Source organism: Streptomyces sp. NPDC092045 (genome assembly GCF_044756005.1).
Lineage (GTDB): Bacteria > Actinomycetota > Actinomycetes > Streptomycetales > Streptomycetaceae > Streptomyces.
The window spans coordinates 63,156-83,352 of record NZ_JBIVSC010000020.1 but is presented as its reverse complement, the minus strand read 5'-3'; the positions used below and the strand labels follow the sequence as shown (position 1 = coordinate 83,352).

16 protein-coding genes are annotated in these 20,197 nt (G+C 72.2%); 4 read left to right on the top strand and 12 right to left on the bottom strand.

Annotation, left to right across the window (positions count from 1 at the left end):
• Positions 1–2: 2 nt before the first annotated feature.
• From alaS to ACIQKA_RS29970, 3 genes are read right to left on the bottom strand one after another with little or no spacing between them, the layout of a single operon-like run.
• Complete coding sequence (gene alaS, locus ACIQKA_RS29980) at positions 3–2,672, bottom strand: alanine--tRNA ligase (RefSeq protein ID WP_383445146.1); 2,670 nt, start codon at positions 2,670–2,672, stop codon at positions 3–5.
• On the bottom strand, positions 2,672–3,025 hold the full coding sequence (locus ACIQKA_RS29975) for a DUF6167 family protein (protein WP_383156023.1): 354 nt from the start codon (positions 3,023–3,025) through the stop codon (positions 2,672–2,674). Before ACIQKA_RS29975 ends, alaS begins: the two co-directional genes overlap by 1 nt.
• Positions 3,026–3,031: 6 nt before the next feature.
• Positions 3,032–3,469, bottom strand: a complete 438-nt coding sequence (locus tag ACIQKA_RS29970; RefSeq protein WP_366377616.1) for a DUF948 domain-containing protein — start codon at positions 3,467–3,469, stop codon at positions 3,032–3,034.
• A gap of 156 nt (positions 3,470–3,625) precedes the next feature.
• On the opposite strand from ACIQKA_RS29970, the gene ACIQKA_RS29965 reads away from it, so the two are divergent.
• On the top strand, positions 3,626–5,893 hold the full coding sequence (locus tag ACIQKA_RS29965) for an AAA family ATPase (RefSeq protein WP_391095516.1): 2,268 nt from the start codon (positions 3,626–3,628) through the stop codon (positions 5,891–5,893).
• A 28-nt stretch (positions 5,894–5,921) separates the two neighbouring features.
• Here ACIQKA_RS29965 and rpsD read toward each other — a convergent pair whose 3' ends face one another.
• Entirely contained in the window at positions 5,922–6,536 is a 615-nt protein-coding gene (gene rpsD, locus ACIQKA_RS29960; RefSeq protein ID WP_030214918.1) for a 30S ribosomal protein S4, read from the bottom strand.
• Between the two features lie 206 nt (positions 6,537–6,742).
• Here rpsD and ACIQKA_RS29955 point away from each other — a divergent pair, with 206 nt between their 5' ends.
• On the top strand, positions 6,743–7,438 hold the full coding sequence (locus tag ACIQKA_RS29955) for a DUF2470 domain-containing protein (RefSeq protein WP_391095517.1): 696 nt from the start codon (positions 6,743–6,745) through the stop codon (positions 7,436–7,438).
• Between the two features lie 5 nt (positions 7,439–7,443).
• Here ACIQKA_RS29955 and ACIQKA_RS29950 read toward each other — a convergent pair whose 3' ends face one another.
• The 4 genes from ACIQKA_RS29950 to ACIQKA_RS29935 all read right to left on the bottom strand — a co-directional run bounded on the left by ACIQKA_RS29950 (position 7,444) and on the right by ACIQKA_RS29935 (position 11,598).
• Positions 7,444–8,805, bottom strand: coding sequence for a replication-associated recombination protein A (locus tag ACIQKA_RS29950; protein ID WP_383156037.1), 1,362 nt, complete (start codon positions 8,803–8,805; stop codon positions 7,444–7,446).
• Positions 8,806–8,868: 63 nt separating this feature from the next.
• Positions 8,869–9,480, bottom strand: a complete 612-nt coding sequence (locus tag ACIQKA_RS29945) for a vitamin K epoxide reductase family protein (RefSeq protein WP_383156028.1) — start codon at positions 9,478–9,480, stop codon at positions 8,869–8,871.
• A gap of 139 nt (positions 9,481–9,619) precedes the next feature.
• The gene (gene hisS / locus ACIQKA_RS29940; protein ID WP_383156030.1) at positions 9,620–10,882 is read right to left on the bottom strand and encodes a histidine--tRNA ligase; all 1,263 of its coding nucleotides are present in this window, start codon (positions 10,880–10,882) and stop codon (positions 9,620–9,622) included.
• Positions 10,883–10,890: 8 nt separating this feature from the next.
• On the bottom strand, positions 10,891–11,598 hold the full coding sequence (locus ACIQKA_RS29935) for an MBL fold metallo-hydrolase (protein ID WP_383435721.1): 708 nt from the start codon (positions 11,596–11,598) through the stop codon (positions 10,891–10,893).
• A 162-nt stretch (positions 11,599–11,760) separates the two neighbouring features.
• Between ACIQKA_RS29935 and ACIQKA_RS29930 the strand changes: the two genes are divergently transcribed.
• Positions 11,761–12,558: a peptidylprolyl isomerase gene (locus ACIQKA_RS29930; RefSeq protein ID WP_383435718.1), complete on the top strand. Its 798-nt coding sequence runs from the start codon at positions 11,761–11,763 to the stop codon at positions 12,556–12,558.
• 201 nt (positions 12,559–12,759) lie between these two features.
• Positions 12,760–13,989 (top strand): DUF349 domain-containing protein, encoded by a 1,230-nt coding sequence (locus ACIQKA_RS29925; RefSeq protein ID WP_383445149.1) that lies wholly within the window; start codon positions 12,760–12,762, stop codon positions 13,987–13,989.
• Positions 13,990–14,059: 70 nt separating this feature from the next.
• Here the strand turns inward: ACIQKA_RS29925 and ACIQKA_RS29920 are convergent, their stop codons facing one another.
• The 4 genes from ACIQKA_RS29920 to secD all read right to left on the bottom strand — a co-directional run bounded on the left by ACIQKA_RS29920 (position 14,060) and on the right by secD (position 20,147).
• Positions 14,060–16,537 (bottom strand): RelA/SpoT family protein, encoded by a 2,478-nt coding sequence (locus tag ACIQKA_RS29920; protein ID WP_402542955.1) that lies wholly within the window; start codon positions 16,535–16,537, stop codon positions 14,060–14,062.
• Between the two features lie 211 nt (positions 16,538–16,748).
• On the bottom strand, positions 16,749–17,300 hold the full coding sequence (locus ACIQKA_RS29915) for an adenine phosphoribosyltransferase (protein ID WP_383160057.1): 552 nt from the start codon (positions 17,298–17,300) through the stop codon (positions 16,749–16,751).
• Positions 17,297–18,373 carry a protein translocase subunit SecF gene (gene secF / locus ACIQKA_RS29910; protein WP_383160059.1) on the bottom strand — a complete coding sequence of 359 codons (1,077 nt, stop codon included), beginning with the start codon at positions 18,371–18,373 and terminating at the stop codon, positions 17,297–17,299. The genes ACIQKA_RS29915 and secF overlap by 4 nt, the downstream gene beginning before the upstream one ends.
• A gap of 1 nt (position 18,374) precedes the next feature.
• A complete protein-coding gene (secD, locus tag ACIQKA_RS29905; protein WP_383160062.1) occupies positions 18,375–20,147 on the bottom strand; it encodes a protein translocase subunit SecD in 1,773 nt (590 codons plus the stop codon).
• Positions 20,148–20,197 lie beyond the last annotated feature (50 nt).

Here is a 20,197-nt window from a genome sequence, read left to right as displayed (position 1 = left end):
CGTCACGCCGTCTCCACCACGAGGCGCTCGACGGCGGCGATGGCCTCGCCGACGGCCTCCGGGTTCTGGCCGCCGCCCTGGGCGACGTCCGGCTTGCCGCCGCCACCGCCGCCGAGGGTCTTGGCGGCGGTGCGGACCAGCTCGCCGGCCTTGAGGCCGCGCTCGCGGGCGGCCTCGTTGGTGGCGATGACGGTCAGCGGCTTGCCGTTGACCGTGGTGAACAGGGCGACGACGGCCGGGCGGCCGCCGGAGATCCGGCCGCGCACGTCGAGGACCAGCTTGCGCAGGTCGTCGGCGGTGGTGCCGTCCGGGACCCGGCCGGTCACCAGGGCGACGCCGCGGACGTCGCGGGCGGAGTCGACGAGGCCGGCGGCGGCCTGGAGGACCTTCTCCGCGCGGAACTTCTCGATCTCCTTCTCGGCGTCCTTCAGCTTGCCGAGCATGGCGGAGATCTTCTCCGGCAGCTCCTCCGGGCGGCCCTTGACCAGCTCCTGGAGCTGGGCGACGACCGTGTGCTCCTTGGCGAGGAAGTTGTACGCGTCGACGCCGACCAGGGCCTCGATGCGGCGCACGCCGGAGCCGATCGAGGATTCGCCGAGCAGCTTCACCAGGCCCAGCTGGGCGGTGTTGTGGACGTGGGTGCCGCCGCACAGCTCCTTGGAGAAGTCGCCGATGGTGACGACGCGGACCTGCTCGCCGTACTTCTCGCCGAACTCGGCGATGGCGCCCTGGCGCTTGGCCTCGTCGATCGGCATGACCTCGGCGTGGACCTCCAGCTCGCGCGAGAGGACCTCGTTGATCTTCTGCTCGACGTCGGTGAGGACGGCGCCGGGGACGGCGTTCGGCGAGCCGAAGTCGAAGCGGAAGCGGCCGGGCTGGTTCTCGGAACCGGCCTGGGCGGCCGTCGGGCCGAGGGCGTCGCGCAGGGCCTGGTGGGTGAGGTGGGTGGCCGAGTGGGCGCGGGCGATGGCCCGGCGGCGGCGCACGTCGATGGCGGCGTAGGCGGTGGCGCCCACGGTCACCTCGCCGACCTGCACGGAGCCCTTGTGCACCGAGACGCCCGGGACCGGCTGCTGCACGTCGCGGATGTCGATGACGGCGCCGCTGTGCAGCTTGATGCGGCCCTGGTCGGCGATCTGGCCGCCGCCCTCGGCGTAGAACGGGGTGCGGTCGAGGACGACCTCGACCTCGTCGCCCTCGGTGGCGGCCGGCGAGGGGACGCCGTTGACGAGGAGGCCCACGACGGTGGTCTCGCCCTCGGTGCTGGTGTAGCCGGTGAACCGGGTGGCGCCGCTGGTGTCGGCGATCTCCCGGTACGCGGTCATGTCGGCGTGGCCGGTCTTCTTGGCCTTGGCGTCGGCCTTGGCGCGGTCCCGCTGCTCCTTCATCAGGCGGCGGAAGCCGTCCTCGTCCACGGACAGGCCCTGCTCGGCGGCCATCTCCAGGGTGAGGTCGATCGGGAAGCCCCAGGTGTCGTGGAGCAGGAACGCCTTGTCGCCGGAGAGGACCGTGCCGCCGGAGGACTTGGTCTCGGTGACGGCGGTGTCGAGGATGTTGGTGCCGCCGCGGAGGGCCTTGAGGAAGGCGGCCTCCTCGGCGAGGGCGACGGTCTCGATGCGCTTGCGGTCGGTGACCAGCTCCGGGTACTGCTCGCCCATCGTCTCGATCACGGTGTCGACGAGGTCCTGGACGACCGGGCCGGTGGCGCCGAGCAGGCGCATGTTGCGGACGGCGCGGCGCATGATGCGGCGCAGCACGTAGCCGCGGCCCTCGTTGCCGGGGGTGACGCCGTCGCCGATGAGCATGACGGAGGTGCGCATGTGGTCGGCGACCACGCGGAGCGAGACGTCGCTCTCGTGGTTCGCGCCGTACCGGACGCCGGTCAGCTCGGTGGCCTTGTCGATGACGACCTTGAGGGTGTCCGTCTCGTACATGTTCTGGACGCCCTGGAGGATCATCGCCAGGCGCTCCAGGCCGAGGCCCGTGTCGATGTTCTTGGCGGGCAGGTCGCCGAGGATCGGGAAGTCGTCCTTGCCGGAGCCCTCCCCGCGCTCGTACTGCATGAAGACCAGGTTCCAGATCTCCACGTACCGCTCGTCGTTGACGGCCGGACCGCCCTCGACGCCGAACTCGGGGCCGCGGTCGTAGTTGATCTCGGAGCAGGGGCCGCAGGGGCCGGGGACGCCCATGGACCAGAAGTTGGGGCCCATGCCGAGGCGCTGGATGCGCTCGGCGGGGACGCCGACGACGTCGCGCCAGATGCGCTCGGCCTCGTCGTCCTGCTCGTAGACGGTGATCCAGAGCTTCTCCGGCTCGAGCCCGTAGCCGCCGTGCTCCACCGGGGTGGTCAGCAGCTCCCAGGCGAGCTTGATGGCGCCTTCCTTGAAGTAGTCGCCGAAGGAGAAGTTGCCGCACATCTGGAAGAACGTGCCGTGGCGGGTGGTCTTGCCGACCTCTTCGATGTCGGGGGTGCGCACGCACTTCTGCACGCTGGAGGCGCGCGAGAAGGGCGGCTTGACCTCGCCGAGGAAGTAGGGCTTGAAGGGCACCATGCCGGCGGGGACGAGCAGCAGAGTCGGGTCGTCCGCGATGAGCGACGCCGAAGGGACGACGGTGTGCCCGCGCTCCTCGAAGAAGCTCAGCCAGCGGCGGCGGATTTCAGCCGACTCCATCAGTGGTCCTCATTCCGGTTGTACGAACTCTTGGGAAGGGTGAAATGCGAAGGCGGGGTGGGACCGAGGGCGGTCCTGCGGCGGGGCTCCGGGAGCTCCCGGGCCTGTGCCGCTGCCGGGTCGGCGGGGGCGTCGAGTCCGAGCGCCTCCCCCAGCTCGGCCTCCCGCTGGACCATGCCCGCCCTCACGTCGAGGGCGAAGTCCTTGAGCCGGTGGCCGGTCTCGACGGCCTTGTTCGCGGCCTGGGCCGCCAGGCTCTCGGGGGTCAGCTGCTTCAGCTTCCGGTTGACCTTGGCGGTGGCCCACACACCGGCGGCTGCGCCGGCCGTGAACCAGAACGTGCGGCGGAACATCTCGGGTCAGCCCTTCTGCTTCCGGCGGCGCATGGACGGCACGGTGCGGCCGACGATCACGGTGCGGCGCGCGGAGGCGCGCGGCGCCTCCTCCCCGTCCCGGCTCCGGCCGAGCGCCCGGCGCACGCCGTAGCCGAAGGCGGCCACCTTGACGAGCGGGCCGCCGAAGGTGGAGGCGACGGTGGTGGAGAGCGCGGAGGCGTTGGAGGTGACCTCCTGGACGTCCGAGGCGATGGCGTCGACCCGGTCGAGCTGGGTCTGCGCCGACCGCACGGTCGCGGAGGCCTCGGCGAGCAGGGGAACGGCCTGCTCCGTCACGTCCGCCACGAGCTTGGTGGTCGCCCTGAGCGTCTGCGCCAGCCTCGCCAGCGCCACGGCGAGGAAGGAGACGAGGATCGCCCAGAAGACGGCCACCAGGATCCCGGCAACCTCTCCACCGGTCACGCTGCACCGCTCTCTGCTGTCGTTGGGCCTTGTGAAAGTCGTCCCCCGACCCTATCGCGCCCGGGCTGTCGCGCCGTACCGCATTACCGTGCGCGAGACGCCCGTCACGGGATCCGGTTGTACGCAGCGCGCGCGGGTGAGTACGCTCCGTGTCCCATGCGACGGAGCAATCTTCCGGCGGAGCTGAACCGGTTCGTCGGACGGGCCGCCGAGCAGGCCGCGTTGACGGCGCTCCTCGGGACGTCCCGCCTGGTCACGGTCGTGGGCGTGGGCGGGGTGGGCAAGACGCGGCTCGCGCTGCGGACGGCCGCGGAGGTGCAGAAACGCTACGGCGACGGGGTCCGGCTCGCCGGGCTCGCGTCCCTGCGCGACCCGGAGCTGGTGGCGCACGCCCTGGCCGAGGCGCTCGGCCTCACGGACCACACGCCGAGGCCGCCGCGCGAGGTGCTGGTGGAGCACCTCGCGGAGCGGCGCGTCCTGCTGGTCCTCGACGGTTTCGAGCACCTGGTGGAGAGCTGCGCCCCGCTGGTGCGGGAGCTGCTCGCGCACGCGCCCGGCCTCACCGTCCTCGCGGCCGGGCGCAGGCCGCTGCGGGTGGCGGGCGAGGCGGTGTTCCCGCTGGCGCCGATGGGCGAGGCGGACGCGGTGGCCCTGCTGGCGGAACGGGCGGCGGAGGCGGGCGCGGCGGTGCTGCCGGGCACGGGCGGCGCGGACGCCCCGGCGCGCATCGACGGCGCGGACACCCTCGCGGGTCCGAACGGTGCGGACGCGGGCACGGTCGCGGGCGCGGGCGCCGGCCGGGCGACCTCCGAAGTACCGCAAGCCGTAAGGGAGTTGTGCCGACGGCTCGACGGGATCCCGCTCGCCCTGGAACTGGCGGCCGGACGGCTGCCCCTGCTCTCCGCCGAGCAGATGCTGCAACGGCTCGATGACCGCTTCCGGCTCCTGTCGGACGGCGAGCGCGGGGCGCTCCCCCGCCACCGGGCACTGCGGACGGCGATCGGCTGGAGCCACGAGCTGTGCACGCCCCCGGAGCGGCTGCTGTGGGCGCGGCTCTCGGTGTTCGCGGGCCCCTTCGACCTGGAGGCGGTGGAGTACGTGTGCGGGGGCCGCGAGCTGCCGCCGGAGCGGATCCTGGACCTGCTCGGCGGGCTGCTCGCGCAGTCGCTCGTCTCGCGGGAGGACACGCCGGCGGGCCCGGCCTACCGGATGCTGGGGACGGTCGCCGCGTACGGCGCGGAGTGGCTGGCGGCGCTGGGCGACACGGAGCGGATGCGGCGCCGGCACCGCGACTGGTACATGGGCCTGGCCACCTGGTGCGAGCTGGAGTGGTTCAGTCCGCGCCAGGCGGAGGTGGCGGCGCGCACGGACGCGGCGCTGCCCGATCTGCGGGCGGCCCTGGAGCTGTGCCTGGAGCTTCCGGAGGACGCGCACCTCGCCCAGCACATGGCGGGCACGCTCTGGTTCGCCTGGGCGGGCTGCGGGCGGCTCTCGGAGGGCCGGTACTGGCTGGACCGGGCGCTCGCCCCGGAGTCCGGGCACGAGGAGGCGCGGCTGAAGGCGCTGTGGGTGCTCGGGTACGTGGCGGTCCTCCAGGGGGACGGCACGGCGGCGGTGGCGGCGCTCCACGAGTGCGGGGAGCGGGCCAGGTCCTCGGGGAACGCGCTGGCGGAGGCGTACGCGACGCACCGGATGGGCTGTCTGGCGCTGCTCACGGACGACGCGGCGCGCGCGGAGGAGCTGATCGGGCGGGCGCTCGACTCCTACCGGGAGCTGGGCGAACTGAACAGCAACGTGCTGATGGGCCGGGTCGAGGTGGCGATGGCGCGGGCCTTCCGGGGCGACCTGGAGGGGGCGGCGGCGCTCTGCCGGGAGGTCCGGGAGATCTGCGAGGAGCGCGGGGAGCTGTGGACGCGGGCGTACGCCCTCTACGTCCTGGCGTACGCGGCGTGGACCCGGGACGCGTACGGGGAGGCGCGGGAGCTGCTGACCGAGTGCGTCTCGATCGACCACGCCTTCCACGACCTGGTGGGGCTCGTCCTGGCGATCGAGCTGCTGGCGCTCGTGACGGTGAGCGAGGGGGATCCGGCGGAGGCGGCGGTGCTCCAGGGTGCGGCGGTGCCCCTGTGGGACGCGGTGGGCGTCCGGCTCTTCGGCGCGGAGTCGTTCGGCGGTCCGGGAGAGCTGTGCGAGGGGCGGGCGCGCGAGGCGCTGGGCGCGGAGGCGTACGAGGAGGCGTTCCGGGAGGGGCGGGGGCTCTCGGCGGACGCGGTGGTGGAGCGGGCGCTCGCCGGGCGCCGGGATCCGGCCACGGGCGGCCCGGCGGCGCCGCGCCCGTTCCGCACGGGCCGGCCCGCGGGGGTCCCGGGAACGCGGAAGCCCGCCGGCTCCCCCACCGGAAAGGGCGGGGAAGCGGCGGGCTGAACACCGCGGGGGCGGTACCGCGCCTGCGTCAGCGGGCGTAGTACTCGACGACCAGCTGCTCGTCGCAGATGACCGGGATCTCCTTGCGGTTCGGGTCGCGGTCGAGGCGGAACGCCAGCGCCTTCAGGTTGACCTGGAGGTAGCGGGGGGTCTCGCCGTCGGCGGCGAAGCCACCCTCGCGGGCGACCTCGAACAGCGGCTTGGTGCGGCTGCGCTCGCGGACCATGACGACGTCGTCCGGACGGACGCGGAAGGACGGCTTGTCGACCTTCTGGCCGTTGACCTGGATGTGGCCGTGGACGACCATCTGACGGGCCTGGTAGATGGTGCGGGCGATGCCCGAACGCAGGACCAGGGCGTCGAGGCGACGCTCGAGCTCGACGACCAGCGCCTCGCCCGTCTTGCCCTCGGCCTTCTTGGCGCGGTCGTAGGCGCGCGCCATCTGGCGCTCGCTGATGTCGTACTGGGCGCGCAGGCGCTGCTTCTCGAGCAGACGGACCTTGTAGTCCGAGTTCTGCTTGCGACCACGGCCGTGCTCGCCCGGCGGGTACGGGCGGGCCTCGAAGTACTTGACGGCCTTCGGCGTCAGCGCGATACCGAGCGCACGGGACTTCTTGACCTTGGGACGCGACTGGTTAGGCACGTTCTCCAGACCTCCGTTGTAGGTTAGGTTAGGCTCACCTTACTCAAGGAGATCGCATGTCTCGCCCGGGGAACACCACGCGCATCACGGACGGCAACACAAAGAACGACGCCCAATCCATGGATGAAGCCCTGGATGGCATCGATACGACGGAGGTCCGATCAGCTCATGGTCAGCCGCGTCCCAGCGGACTTGAAATCGCGCGGATGCCGTCAGCAGCCGAGCGCACACGAACTCTCGTACAGAGTACATGCTCCGGCGTACTGCTGATCCCGGGGGCCGAGGCGCACCGACCCGAGCAGCTCGCGCCCGAGGCGCGGGCCGTGGGCCCCGACGGCGAGGTCTTCCTGCTCTACGCGGCCGACGCCCCGCCCGTGCGGGCCGCCACGCACGCCGTGGACGACGAGCTGCCGGTCGTCCTGGAGCTCACGGACGTGGCCCCCGTCTCCGTCCCCCACCGCATCCGGGGCCGCGCCTGGGTCTCCGGCTGGCTCACCTGTCTGCCGGGCGTCGCCGAGCAGGGCCGCGTGATGCTGCGCCTGGAGGTCGGGGAGGCGCGCGTGGACGACCTGTGGGGCACCGCCGGGATCGACGCCGAGGAGTTCGCGGCCGCCGCGCCCGACCCGCTGCACGCGCACGAGACGGAGCTCCTCCAGCACCTGGCGGCGGCGCACGGCGATCGGCTGCGGGAGCTGGCCTCGCTGCTCGGCGACCGCTCGGCCGCCCTCGTCCCCACCCGGGACGCGGCCCCGCTCGCCCTGGACCGCTTCGGTCTGCGGGTCCGCTTCAGCGCGGGCCCCGGGAACTGCTTCGACGCCCGCTTCGACTTCCCCGAGCCGGTGCGGGAGGTCTCCGAACTGCGCCGCGAGATGCACCGGCTCTTCGAGGCCGCCCGCGCCTGAGCGCGCTACCGCCGCGGCTCCTCGCCCTTCAGGCGCGTCCGCGTCCACTCCACCACGTCCGCGTACCGCGCCTCCCCGCCGTGGCGGGTGGGCTCGTAGTACCGGCGGCCGTGGATCGCGTCCGGGGCGTACTGCTGGGCCGCGATGCCGCCCGGCACGTCGTGCGGGTACACGTACCCCCGCGCGTGGCCGAGCTCGGCCGCGCCCTTGTAGTGGCCGTCGCGCAGGTGCGCCGGGACCGGGCCCGCCAGGCCGCCGCGCACGTCCGCGAGGGCGGCGCCGATCGCGGTCGTCGCCGCGTTCGACTTCGGTGCCAGGGCCAGGGCGATGGTGGCGTGGCTCAGGGTCAGCGCCGCCTCCGGGAAGCCGATCATGGCGACGGCCTGGGCGGCGGCGACGGCGATCGGCAGGGCGTTCGGATCGGCGAGGCCGATGTCCTCGCTCGCGGAGATCATCAGGCGCCGCGCGATGAAGCGCGGGTCCTCGCCCGCCTCGATCATCCGCGCCAGGTAGTGCAGGGCCGCGTCCACGTCCGAGCCCCGGATCGACTTGATGAGCGCGCTGGCCACGTCGTAGTGCTGGTCGCCGTCCCGGTCGTACTTCACGGCGGCCCGGTCGACGGTCTCCTCCACCGTCAGGAGGGTGATCTCCGCCTCCTTCTTGGCGATCGCCGCGCCGGCGGCGGCCTCCAGGGCCGTCAGGGCGCGGCGGGCGTCGCCGCCCGCGACCCGGAGGAGGTGGGACTCGGCGTCCTCCGGCAGGGTCACGGCCCCGCCGAGGCCGCGCTCGTCCGTGAGCGCCCGGGCGAGCAGCCCCTTCAGGTCCTCGTCGGTCAGCGGCTCCAGGGTGAGGAGCAGCGAGCGGGAGAGGAGCGGGGAGATCACCGAGAAGTAGGGGTTCTCGGTGGTGGCGGCGATCAGGGTCACCCAGCGGTTCTCGACGGCCGGCAGCAGGGAGTCCTGCTGGGCCTTGGAGAAGCGGTGGATCTCGTCGAGGAAGAGGACGGTCTCCTTGCCGTAGCCGCCCACCGCGCGCCGGGCCCCGTCGATGACGGCCCGGACCTCCTTGACGCCGGCGGTGATGGCGGACAGCTCCACGAACCGCTTGTTCGTGGCCTTCGAGACGACGTACGCCAGGGTGGTCTTCCCGATGCCCGGCGGGCCCCAGAGGATCACGGAGGAGGCTCCGGCGGGGCCGCCGTCGCCGTCGTCCACGAGCCGGCGCAGCGGCGATCCGGGCTTGAGCAGGTGCCGCTGCCCCACCACCTCGTCGAGGGTGCGGGGGCGCATCCGGACGGCCAGCGGGCTGCTGGACGGGTCCTTCTCCTGGCGGTCTTCGGCGGCTGCGGTAAAGAGGTCGGGCTCCACGTTCACGAAGCCTAGGTCACGCCGCCGACAACGCCGCCGGGGCCGGCCCGCCCGGCGCCCGGGTCAGCTCGTCCAGAAGTCCCACCAGCGGGTCAGGATCAGCATGCCGATGATCCCGACGTGCAGGGCGGGCAGGACCCAGGTGAACTCGCCGAAGAAGGTCCTCAGGCCGGCCGGGGCCGGGATCACGCCGTGGCGCACGTTGTGCGAGGTCACGTACCAGAACATGACGATGGTCCCGACCCAGGCCAGGCAGCACCACAGGCAGAGCGCGTTGATCTCGTACAGCGACTGGTAGGTGAGCCAGGCGCAGAAGACGACGCCGAAGAGGGTGCCGGCGTTGAGGCCGAGCCAGTACCAGCGCCGGTAGCGGGCCCCGGCGAGCAGGCCGACGCCGATCGCGATCACCATGCCGTACGTGACGAGGCCGAGCATCGGGTTGGGGAAGCCGAAGACCGAGGCCTGCTCGCTCTTCATGATGTTGCCGCAGGACACGACCGGGTTGAGGCTGCACCCGGGGGTGAAGCCCGGGTCCTCCAGGAGCTTGAACTTGTCGATCGTGATGACCCAGGCGGCGAGCAGTCCGGCCGCGCCCGTGATCACCAGGAGCCAGGCGAGGGCGCGGCTCGCTCCGATCGTGCCGGGTGCCGGGTCGTCCACCGCTGCTTTCGTCATGTTTCCGATCCATCGCTCACGGGCTGCTGGGCACGGTCATTCTGCCGTAAGGAGGTCGCCGTCGACCGTTCGGTGGACATAAGGAAGGGCCCGGCCGCTCGCGCGCACCGGGCCCCGCCTCCGCGCGTACGACCGGACGTCAGGCCAGCTCGGCCCGCACCGCGTCCAGGAGGCCGTCCAGGGCGACGGCCCGCTGCTCGCCGGACTCCATGTCCTTGAGCTGGACGACGCCCTCGGCGAGGTCGCGCTCGCCGGCGACGACGGTGAGGCGGGCGCCCGAGCGGTTGGCGTCCTTCATGGAGCCCTTGAGGCCCTTGCCGCCGAAGGAGAAGTCCGCGGCGATCCCGGCCCTGCGCAGCTCGGTGACCTTGCCGAAGAGGATCCGGCGGGCCTCCTCGCCCAGGGCGACGGCGAAGACGCTGGTGGCGGAGGGCAGGTCGAGCGCGACGCCCTCGGCCTCCAGGGCGAGGACCGTGCGGTCCACGCCGAGCGCCCAGCCGACGGACGGCAGCGCGGGGCCGCCGATCATCTCGGAGAGGCCGTCGTAGCGGCCGCCGCCGCCGACCGCCGACTGCGAGCCGAGGCCGTCGTGGACGAACTCGAAGGTGGTGCGGGTGTAGTAGTCGAGGCCGCGCACCAGCCGGTCGTCGTCCTCGAAGACGACGCCCGCCGCGGTGATCAGGGCGCGCACCTCCTCGTGGTACGCCTTGCACGCGTCGCACAGGTGGTCGCGCAGGAGCGGGGCGCCGACGAGCTGCTTCTGCACCGCCTCGCGCTTGTCGTCGAGGACGCGCAGCGGGTTGATCTCGGCGCGGCGCAGGGTGTCCTCGTCGAGGTCGAGCCCGCGCAGGAAGTCCTGGAGGGCCTCCCGGTAGACCGGGCGGCACTCCTTGTCGCCGAGCGAGTTCAGCAGGATGCGGAAGTTCCGCAGGCCGAGCGAGCGGTAGGCCTCGTCGGCCAGGATGATCAGCTCGGCGTCGAGCGCCGGGTCCTCGGCGCCGATCGCCTCGGCGCCGACCTGCGAGAAGTGCCTGTAGCGGCCCTTCTGCGGGCGCTCGTAGCGGTAGTACGAGCCGGAGTACCAGAGCTTCACCGGCAGGTTGCCCTGCTTGTGGAGGTTGGCCTCCAGGGCGGCGCGGAGCACGGAGGCGGTGCCCTCAGGACGGAGGGCGAGGCGGTCGCCGCCCTTGGTCTCGAAGGCGTACATCTCCTTGGTCACGATGTCGGTGGACTCGCCGACGCCGCGGGCGAAGAGGTTCACGTCCTCGAAGCCGGGGGTCTCGACGTAGCCGTAGCCGGAGCGGCGCAGCGGGGCCGCGATGGCCTCGCGGACCGCGAGGTAGGTCGCCGAGACCGGCGGGATGAGGTCGTACGTGCCCTTGGGGGCCTTGAAGGTGCTCACGTGAGTCGTCACATTCCTCGTCGGGGAGCGTCGGGGCTCCCGAGGCCGGCGGCCACCTGCCGGAGGTAGGGGTTGGTGGCGCGTTCCTGGCCGATGGTCGTCTGGGGACCGTGTCCCGACAGCACCACGGTCGAGTTGTCGAGGGGCAGGCACACGCGGGCCAGCGATCCGAGCATCTCGTCCATGTCACCGCCGGGCAGGTCGGTGCGTCCGACGGAGCCGGCGAACAGCAGATCCCCGGAGAAGAACACGGAGGGGATCTCCGCGGTCTCGGGCATCCGGAAGGTCACCGACCCCTTGGTATGGCCGGGCGCGTGGGCGACGGAGAACTCCAGACCGGCGAGCTTCAGCTCGGATCCGTCGGCGAGCTCGCGCACGTCGGCGGGCTCCCCCACCGTCAGCTCGCCCATGAGGGGCGTCCCGAGGGAGCGGCCGAGGGCCTTCTCCGGGTCGCTCATCATGTAGCGGTCGGACGGGTGGATCCACGCGGGGACGTCATGGGCGCCGCACACCGGGACGACGGAGGCGACGTGGTCGATGTGTCCGTGGGTGAGGACGACGGCGACGGGCTTGAGACGGTGCTTCCTGAGCGTCTCCTCGACTCCCCGGGCGGCCTGGTGGCCGGGGTCGATGATCACGCACTCCTCGCCCGCGGCGGGGGCGACCAGGTAGCAGTTGGTGCCCCAGGCCCCGGCGGGAAAGCCGGCAATCAGCACGTTCGTCCTTGGATGTCGTCCGGCACGGGGCGCGGAAATCACGGGAATGACGGGATTCAGCAGATCAGAGCCTACCGGCGGTGCCTGTTCCACAGCCAACCCGTATACGGTACGGGCACATCCGGCCAGGACGGGAACAGACGAGCGACAAGGAGCGGACCGGTGGTCACCAGCGATCAGCGGCGGCGGCAGCTTGCCAGGGATAAGTACGTGCGGCAGCAGCAGCGGCGGGAGGAGAAGCGCCGCAAGGACAGGCGCCGCAACACCGTCGTCGCGGCCGTCCTCGCGGTGGTGCTCGCCTCGGGCGGCGCCGTGTACGCCTCGGTGGCGCTGTCGGACGGCTCGAAGAAGGGCTCGGACGGCGCGGCGGGCGACACGGCCACCACCCCGGCGCCCTCGCCGTCGCAGGAGTCCGCGAGCCCCGAGCCGAAGCTCACCGTGGACCGGAAGGCCGTGTACGACATGGCGCTCAAGACCAACGCGGGCGACATCACGATCACCATGGACGCGGCGAAGACCCCGCGCACGGTGAACTCCTTCAAGCACCTCGCCGACAAGAAGTACTTCGACGGCAGCAAGTGCCACCGCCTCACCACGCAGAACATCTTCGTGCTGCAGTGCGGCGACCCCCAGGGCACCGGCACGGGCGGCCCCGGCTACACCATCCCGGACGAGAACCTGGACGCCCTGGGCAAGCCCGGCGCGGACGGCTCGGTGACCTTCCCGGCCGGCACCGTGGCCATGGCCAACACCGGGCAGCCGGGCACCGGCGGCTCGCAGTTCTTCCTCGTCTACAAGGACACCAAGCTGCCGCCGACCTACACCCCCTTCGGGAAGATCGACGCGGCCGGCCTCAAGGCGGTCCAGGAGGTCGCCGCCGCCGGTGTCGAGGGCGGCGCCACGGACGGCGCCCCGAAGAAGGCCGTCACCGTCGAGAAGGCCACCGTCACGAAGAAGTGAACCCGCGCGTCCGCACCAGCGGGCCGACCGTCGAATCTCGGTCGCGCTGAGTGCGGACAGCCGGGGCGCGGTTCGCCTAGATTGGCGGTGTGCAGCGTGGGCCGTCGGCCGCGCTGCGGAAGGCGGGCGAGGCCCGCCGGGAAACTGTGGACGATGCCCGCGGGGTGCGACCCCGCGACGGCATCATGGTGAGGAGGCGCTGTGAGCAGCGACCCGTGGGGCCGCGTCGACGAGACGGGCACCGTGTACGTGCGGACGGCCGAGGGTGAGAAGGTCGTCGGATCGTGGCAGGCCGGCACCCCCGAGGAGGCCCTGGCCTACTTCGAGCGCAAGTACGAGGGCCTGGTGGTCGAGATCGGCCTCCTCGAGAAGCGGGTGAGGACCACCGACCTCTCGGCGAAGGACGCCAACGCGGCGATCGAGCACATCCGGCACCAGGTCGACGAGCACCACGTCGTCGGCGACCTGGCCGCGCTCTCCGCCCGCCTGGACAAGCTCGTCGAGACGGTCGAGTCGCGCCGCGAGGAGCGCCGGGCCCAGAAGGCGAAGCAGGCCGACGAGGCGCGCGTCGCCAAGGAGAAGCTCGTCACGGAGGCCGAGGAGCTGGCCCAGAGCGAGCAGTGGCGTTCGGCCGGCGAGCGGCTGCGCGCGCTCGTGGACACGTGGAAGGGCCTTCCCCGGCTCGACCGCAAGTCCGACGACGAGCTGTGGCACCGCTTCTCGCACGCCCGCTCGGCGTTCTCGAAGCGCCGCAAGGCCCACTTCGCGTCCCTGGACGCGCAGCGCGAGGACGCCCGCAAGGCGAAGGAGCGCCTGGTCGCGGAGGCGGAGTCGCTGTCGAACTCCACCGACTGGGGGACCACGGCGGCCCGCTACCGCGAGCTGATGACGGACTGGAAGGCGGCCGGCCGCGCCCAGCGCGAGCACGAGGACGACCTGTGGAACCGTTTCCGCGGCGCCCAGGACGTCTTCTTCGCGGCGCGCGGCGAGGTCTTCGCCGAGCGGGACGCGGAGCAGGGCGAGAACCTCAAGGTGAAGGAGGAGCTCGCGACCGAGGCCGAGAAGCTCGTCCCGGTGACGGACCTGAAGGCGGCCCGCGCGGCCTTCCGCTCCCTCAACGAGCGCTGGGAGGCCGTCGGCCACGTCCCGCGTGACGCCCGCCCCAAGGTCGAGGGCCGGATGCACGCGGTGGAGCGGGCGATCCAGGAGGCCGAGGAGGCCGAGTGGCGCCGGACGAACCCGGAGGCGCGCGCGCGTGCCGCGGGTCTGACCGGCCAGCTCCAGGACGCGGTCGAGAAGCTGCGCAAGCAGATCGACGCGGCCCGCGCCGCCGGCAACGACGCCAAGGCCGACAAGCTCTCGCGCGAGCTGGAGGGCCGCCAGGCCCTGCTCGACCAGGCCCTGAAGGGTCTGGAGGAGTTCGGCGGCTGATCCGCCCGTACGCGAAGGAGGGCGGCCCCGGTACGCAGGTACCGGGGCCGCCCTCCTTCGTGCGGCGCCGTTACGGCCGACGGGCCGAGGTCACGCGGTACACGTCGTAGACGCCCTCCACGCCCCGCACGGCCTTCAGGACGTGGCCCAGGTGCTTCGGGTCGCCCATCTCGAAGGTGAAGCGGGAGGTGGCCACCCGGTCGCGGGAGGTCTGGACGGCCGCCGAGAGGATGTTGACGTGCTGGTCGGAGAGGACCCGGGTGACGTCGGAGAGCAGCCGGGAGCGGTCCAGGGCCTCGACCTGGATGGCGACGAGGAAGACCGAGGACTGGGTCGGGGCCCACTCGACCTCCAGGATCCGCTCCGGCTCCCGGGACAGCGAGTCCACGTTGACGCAGTCGCTGCGGTGCACCGAGACCCCGCTGCCCCGGGTGACGAAGCCGATGATCGGGTCGCCGGGGACGGGGGTGCAGCAGCGGGCCAGCTTCACCCAGACGTCCTCGACGCCCTTGACGACGACGCCGGGGTCGGCGTTGGAGCGGCGCTTGGAGCGGCCGCGGGCCGGCGGCGCGGACTCGTCGATGTCCTCGGTGGCGGCCTCCTCGCCGCCGAGCGCCTGGACCAGCTTCTGCACGATGGACTGGGCGGTGACGTGGCCCTCGCCGATCGCCGCGTACAGCGAGGAGATGTCGCTGTAGCGCATCTCGTGGGCGAGGGTGACGAGGGAGTCGCCGGTGAGGATCCGCTGGATCGGCAGGTTCTGCTTGCGCATGGCCCGCGCGATGGCGTCCTTGCCCTGCTCGATGGCCTCGTCCCGGCGCTCCTTGGAGAACCAGGCGCGGATCTTGTTGCGGGCGCGCGGGGACTTGACGAAGCCGAGCCAGTCGCGCGAGGGGCCCGCGCCGGCGGCCTTGGAGGTGAAGACCTCGACCAGGTCGCCGTTGTCGAGGGTCGATTCGAGCGGGACGAGCCGCCCGTTGACCCGGGCCCCTATCGTGCGGTGGCCGACCTCGGTGTGGACCGCGTAGGAGAAGTCGACGGGGGTGGCGCCGGCGGGCAGCGCGATGACGTCGCCCTTGGGCGTGAAGACGAAGACCTCGTTGCGGGAGAGGTCGAAGCGCAGGGACTCCAGGAACTCGCCGGGGTCCTCGGTCTCCTTCTGCCAGTCGAGGAGCTGGCGGAGCCACGCCATGTCGTTGAGGTGGTCGTCCTTGCCGGTCTTCTTCGGCACGTCGGTGCGCACCTTGGAGGCGCCGGCGACGGCCTCCTGCTTGTACTTCCAGTGCGCGGCGATGCCGTACTCGGCGCGCCGGTGCATGTCGAAGGTGCGGATCTGGAGCTCGACGGGCTTGCCGTTGGGTCCGATGACCGTCGTGTGCAGCGACTGGTACATGTTGAACTTCGGCATCGCGATGTAGTCCTTGAACCGGCCGGGGACCGGGTTCCATCGCGCGTGGACGGTGCCGAGGGCCGCGTAGCAGTCGCGGACGGTGTCCACGAGGACGCGGATGCCGACCAGGTCGTAGATCTCCGCGAAGTCCCGGCCGCGGACGATCATCTTCTGGTAGACGCTGTAGTAGTGCTTGGGGCGGCCGGTGACGGTGGCCTTGATGCGGGCGGCGCGCAGGTCGGCCTGGACCTCGTCGGTGACGACGGCCAGGTACTCGTCCCGCTTGGGGGCGCGCTCGGCGACGAGCCGGACGATCTCGTCGTACATCTTGGGGTAGAGGATCGCGAAGGCGAGGTCCTCCAGCTCCCACTTGATGGTGTTCATGCCCAGCCGGTGGGCCAGGGGCGCGTAGATCTCCAGGGTCTCGCGGGCCTTCTTCTCCTGCTTCTCCCGCTTGAGGTAGCGCATGGTGCGCATGTTGTGCAGGCGGTCGGCGAGCTTGATGACCAGGACGCGCGGGTCCTTGGCCATGGCGACGACCATCTTGCGGACGGTCTCGGCCTGGGCGGCCTCGCCGAACTTGACCTTGTCGAGCTTGGTGACGCCGTCGACGAGCAGCGCGACCTGGTCGCCGAAGTCCCGGCGGAGGGTGTCGAGGCCGTACTCGGTGTCCTCGACGGTGTCGTGCAGGAGTCCGGCCATCAGGGTCGCCGGGTCCATGCCGAGCTCGGCGAGGATGGTGGTGACGGCGAGCGGGTGCGTGATGTACGGGTCGCCGCTCTTGCGCTTCTGGCCGCGGTGCCAGCGCTCGGCGACCTGGTAGGCCCGCTCGACCTGGCGCAGCGTGGCCGTCTCGATCTTGGGGTCGTTGGAGCGGACGATCCGGAGCAGCGGTTCGAGGACCGGGTTGTACGGGGAGGAGCGCTGCACGCCGAGCCGGGCGAGGCGGGCGCGGACGCGGTTGGACGAGCCGCCCGAGCGGGCGGGCGCGGTCGGCGCGGGGCGCGCGGCCGGAGCGGCCGCGGGGGCCGGCTCGGGCGCGGCGGGCGCGGGCCCGGTCTCCGCGGGCTTGTTCTGGGGCGTGCCGGTCCCCGGCGCGGCCTTTTCGGCCTTCGGGTCGGGCTGCGCGGCGGAGATTGGCTGGGCCTCGTCTGGCAAGAGCGCTCCTCGTGCATGTCCGGGTCCCCCGGTCAGGCCCGGAACGGCCATGGTATCGAGCCCGGACCCGCACTGCTCACGCGGCCGGGGAGTGAACGGATCCGGCCACGGGCGGCATCCGTTCCCGGGCGGCCGGACCGGGGCACTCCGGAAAACGACGGGGGCGCTCCGGGGATTCCCCGGAGCGCCCCGTACGGGCCGGAGCCCGGTGTCAGACGGTGATCAGCGCCGTGAGCGGAGCGCCCTTCAGGGCCGGCTCCAGCCGGGCGCGGCCCGGCAGGAAGCCCAGCTCCATGAGGACGGCGACGCCCGCGACCTCGGCGCCGGCGCGGCGGACGAGTTCGAGGGAGGCCTCGGCCGTGCCGCCGGTGGCGAGGACGTCGTCGATGACCATGACGCGGTCGCCCGCGACCAGGTCCTCGGCGTGCACCTCGATCTCGGCGGTGCCGTACTCCAGCTCGTACGCCTGGCGGAGCGTGGCGCCGGGGAGCTTGCCGGCCTTGCGGACCGGGATGAAGCCCAGGCCCGCGCGGACGGCCACCGGGGCGGCCAGGATGAAGCCGCGGGCCTCCAGGCCGACGACCTTCGTCGCGCCGTGCGCGGCGCACAGCCCGGCGAGGGTGCCGGTGAGGGCCCCGAACGCCTCCGGGTCCGCGAGCAGCGGCGTGATGTCCTTGAACAGCACGCCGGGCTTCGGGTAGTCCGGTACGTCGCGGATGCGGCTGAGCAGGAGGTCGGTGACGTCCTGGGCCCCGGCGGTCATCCTCGGTGCTCCTGGGTGCGGCCCCGGCGTCCGGCCCGGGGGCCGACGACCGCGGCCTCGGTGCCGTCGGCGAACGCGTCGCCGTCCGCGGACTCGCCCTTGGCGGCGGCGCTGGCCCGCTTGGCCAGGACGCGCTTCTTGAGGGCCTTGATCGCCGGGTCGCGCTCCTTGAGGTCGGCGACGAGCGGGGTGGCGATGAAGATCGACGAGTACGCGCCTGCCGCGAGGCCCACGAACAGCGACAGCGAGATGTCGTTGAGCATGCCGGCGCCGAGGACGCCGCCGCCGATGAAGAGCAGGCCGGCGACCGGCAGCAGGGCGACGACGGTGGTGTTGATCGAACGGACCAGGGTGCCGTTGATCGAGCGGTTGGCCAGCTCGCTGTAGGTGAAGCGGGTCTGCTTCGTGATGTCCTTCGTGGACTCCTTGAGGGAGTCGAAGACGACCACCGTGTCGTACAGCGAATAGCCGAGGATCGTCAGCAGGCCGATGACCGTGCCGACGGTGACCTCGAAGCCGACCAGGGAGTAGATGCCCACGGTGATGGTGAGGTCGTGGATGAGGGCGATGAGCGCCGCGACCGCCATTCTCCACTCGAAGGCGATGGCCAGGTAGATCACCACCAGGATCATGAAGACCCCGAGGCCGGTCCAGGCCTTGTTGGCGATCTGCTCGCCCCAGCTCGGGCCGACCAGCTCGGCGGCGATCTTGTCCTCGGCGACGTTCAGGTCCTTGGCCAGCTCCGAGCGGACCTGGTCGGACTGGGCGGTGTCGAGACCGCCGACCTGGATGCGCAGCGAGCCGTTGCCGAGCTGCTGGACGATCGCGTCGTGGCCGGAGGCCTCCTCCGCGTACTCCTGGGCCTGGCTGACCGAGACGTCCGTCTTCGGGGTGGTGAAGACGGCGCCGCCCTGGAACTCGATGCCCATGTTGAGGCCGCGGACGGCCAGGGCGACGATGGCGGTGATGGTGATCAGGACGGACAGGCCGTACCAGATCTTGCGGTTGCCGATGAAGTCGTAGCCGACCTCACCGCGGTGGAGTCGGGCGCCGAGATCTCCGAGCTTCGACATCTCACGCCTCCTTCGGGTCGACAGGGCCGGCGGGGGCGGTGGTGCGGCGGGTGCGGCGCAGCGGCGGCTTGGCACCGAGGCGCTTCGGGTCCAGGCCGGACCACGGGTGGCCGTCGCCGAAGAACTTGGTCCGCGCGAGCAGCGTCATGATCGGCTTGGTGAAGAGGAACACCACGACGATGTCGAGCAGGGTGGTCAGGCCGAGCGTGAACGCGAAGCCCTGGACCTTGCCGACGGTGACGACGAAGAGCACGGCCGCGGCCAGGAACGACACGAAGTCGGAGACCAGGATGGTGCGGCGGGCGCGCGGCCAGGCGCGCTCGACGGCCGGGCGGAGTGTGCGGCCCTCGCGGAGCTCGTCGCGGATGCGCTCGAAGTAGACGATGAACGAGTCCGCCGTGATGCCGATGGCGACGATGGCGCCGCAGACGGCCGGCAGGTTCAGCGCGAAGCCGATGGCCGGGCCGAGCAGGGACATGATCACGTAGGTCAGCAGCGCGGAGACGCCGAGGCTGAGGATGGCGATCAGCGACAGGCCGCGGTAGTAGGCGACCAGGTAGACGATGACCAGGGCGAGGCCGATGGCGCCGGCGATCAGGCCGGCCTCCAGCTGGTCGCCGCCGAGCGCGGCGGTGACGGTGTCGACGCTCTGGGTCTGGAAGGAGAGCGGCAGGGCGCCGTAGGACAGGATGTTGCCGAGGTCCTGGGCGGACTGCTGGGTGAAGCTGCCGGAGATCTCGGCGCTGGCGCTCAGCGTCTGGCGCACCGAGGGGGCCGAGACGACCTCGCCGTCGAGGACGATCGCGAACCGGTTCTGGGGGTCGGCCTGCTGCGACAGCTTGCTGGTGATCGACTGGAACTTCTTCGATCCGCCGTCGGTGAAGTCCATGGTGACGATCCACATGCCGCGCTGCTGGTCGAAGGCGCCCTGGGCGTCGTCGACGTCGCGGCCCTCCACCTCGGCCGGGCCGAGGAGGTACTTCGACCAGACGCCCGGGGCGTCCTCGCCGCAGGCCACGGTGGGCTCGGCCGGCTTGACGCCCTGGCCGGCGGCGGTGCGCTGCTTGGGGTCGAGGCAGTTCAGGGCGGTGAACTTCTGCTCCAGCGCCGCGGTGCCGGGGTCGGGCGTGGGAGTCGCCTGCGGGGTCCCGGTGGCCTTCGGCGTCGCGGAGGACGAGGGCGAGGCGCTGCCGGTGGGCGTCGGGCTCGGGGCCTTGAGGGCCTCGGTGAGCGCGCGGCCCTGCGTGGAGGCGGTGGCCGACGGGGTGGCCGACTTCTCGCCCGCGGTGGCACCGGAGGGGGTGGCCGACGGCTTCGGCGAGGCCGAGCCCGAGGGGGTGGCGGTCGGCGCGGCCTGGGGCGCGCCGTTCGTCACCGCGAGAACGGGCCGGAAGTAGAGCTGGGCGGTGGTGCCGACCTGCTCACGGGCCTGCTTCTCGTTCGTCCCGCGGGGGATGTTGACGATGATGTTCTCGCGGCCCTGGGTCTGGACCTCGGCCTCGGAGACACCCAGACCGTTGACACGGCGCTCGATGATGTCGACCGCCGTGTTCATGTTGGTCTCGTTGACCGCCGACTCCTGGCCGGGGTCGGCCTTGGCCTTGAGCGTGATCGACGTGCCGCCGGCGAGGTCGATGCCGAGGCGCGGGGTGGTGTGCCCCGACCAGAACATGCCGCCGGTGAGCGCGACCATGGCGATCAGGATGAGTGCCAGGGCGCGGCCCGGCCGGCTCTGTCCCCCCGCCGGCCTTCGGCCCTTCTTCGGTGCTGCCACCTGTCGTATCTCCCTGTCCAACCGCCGCGCGACGGGTGTGCGCGCGACGG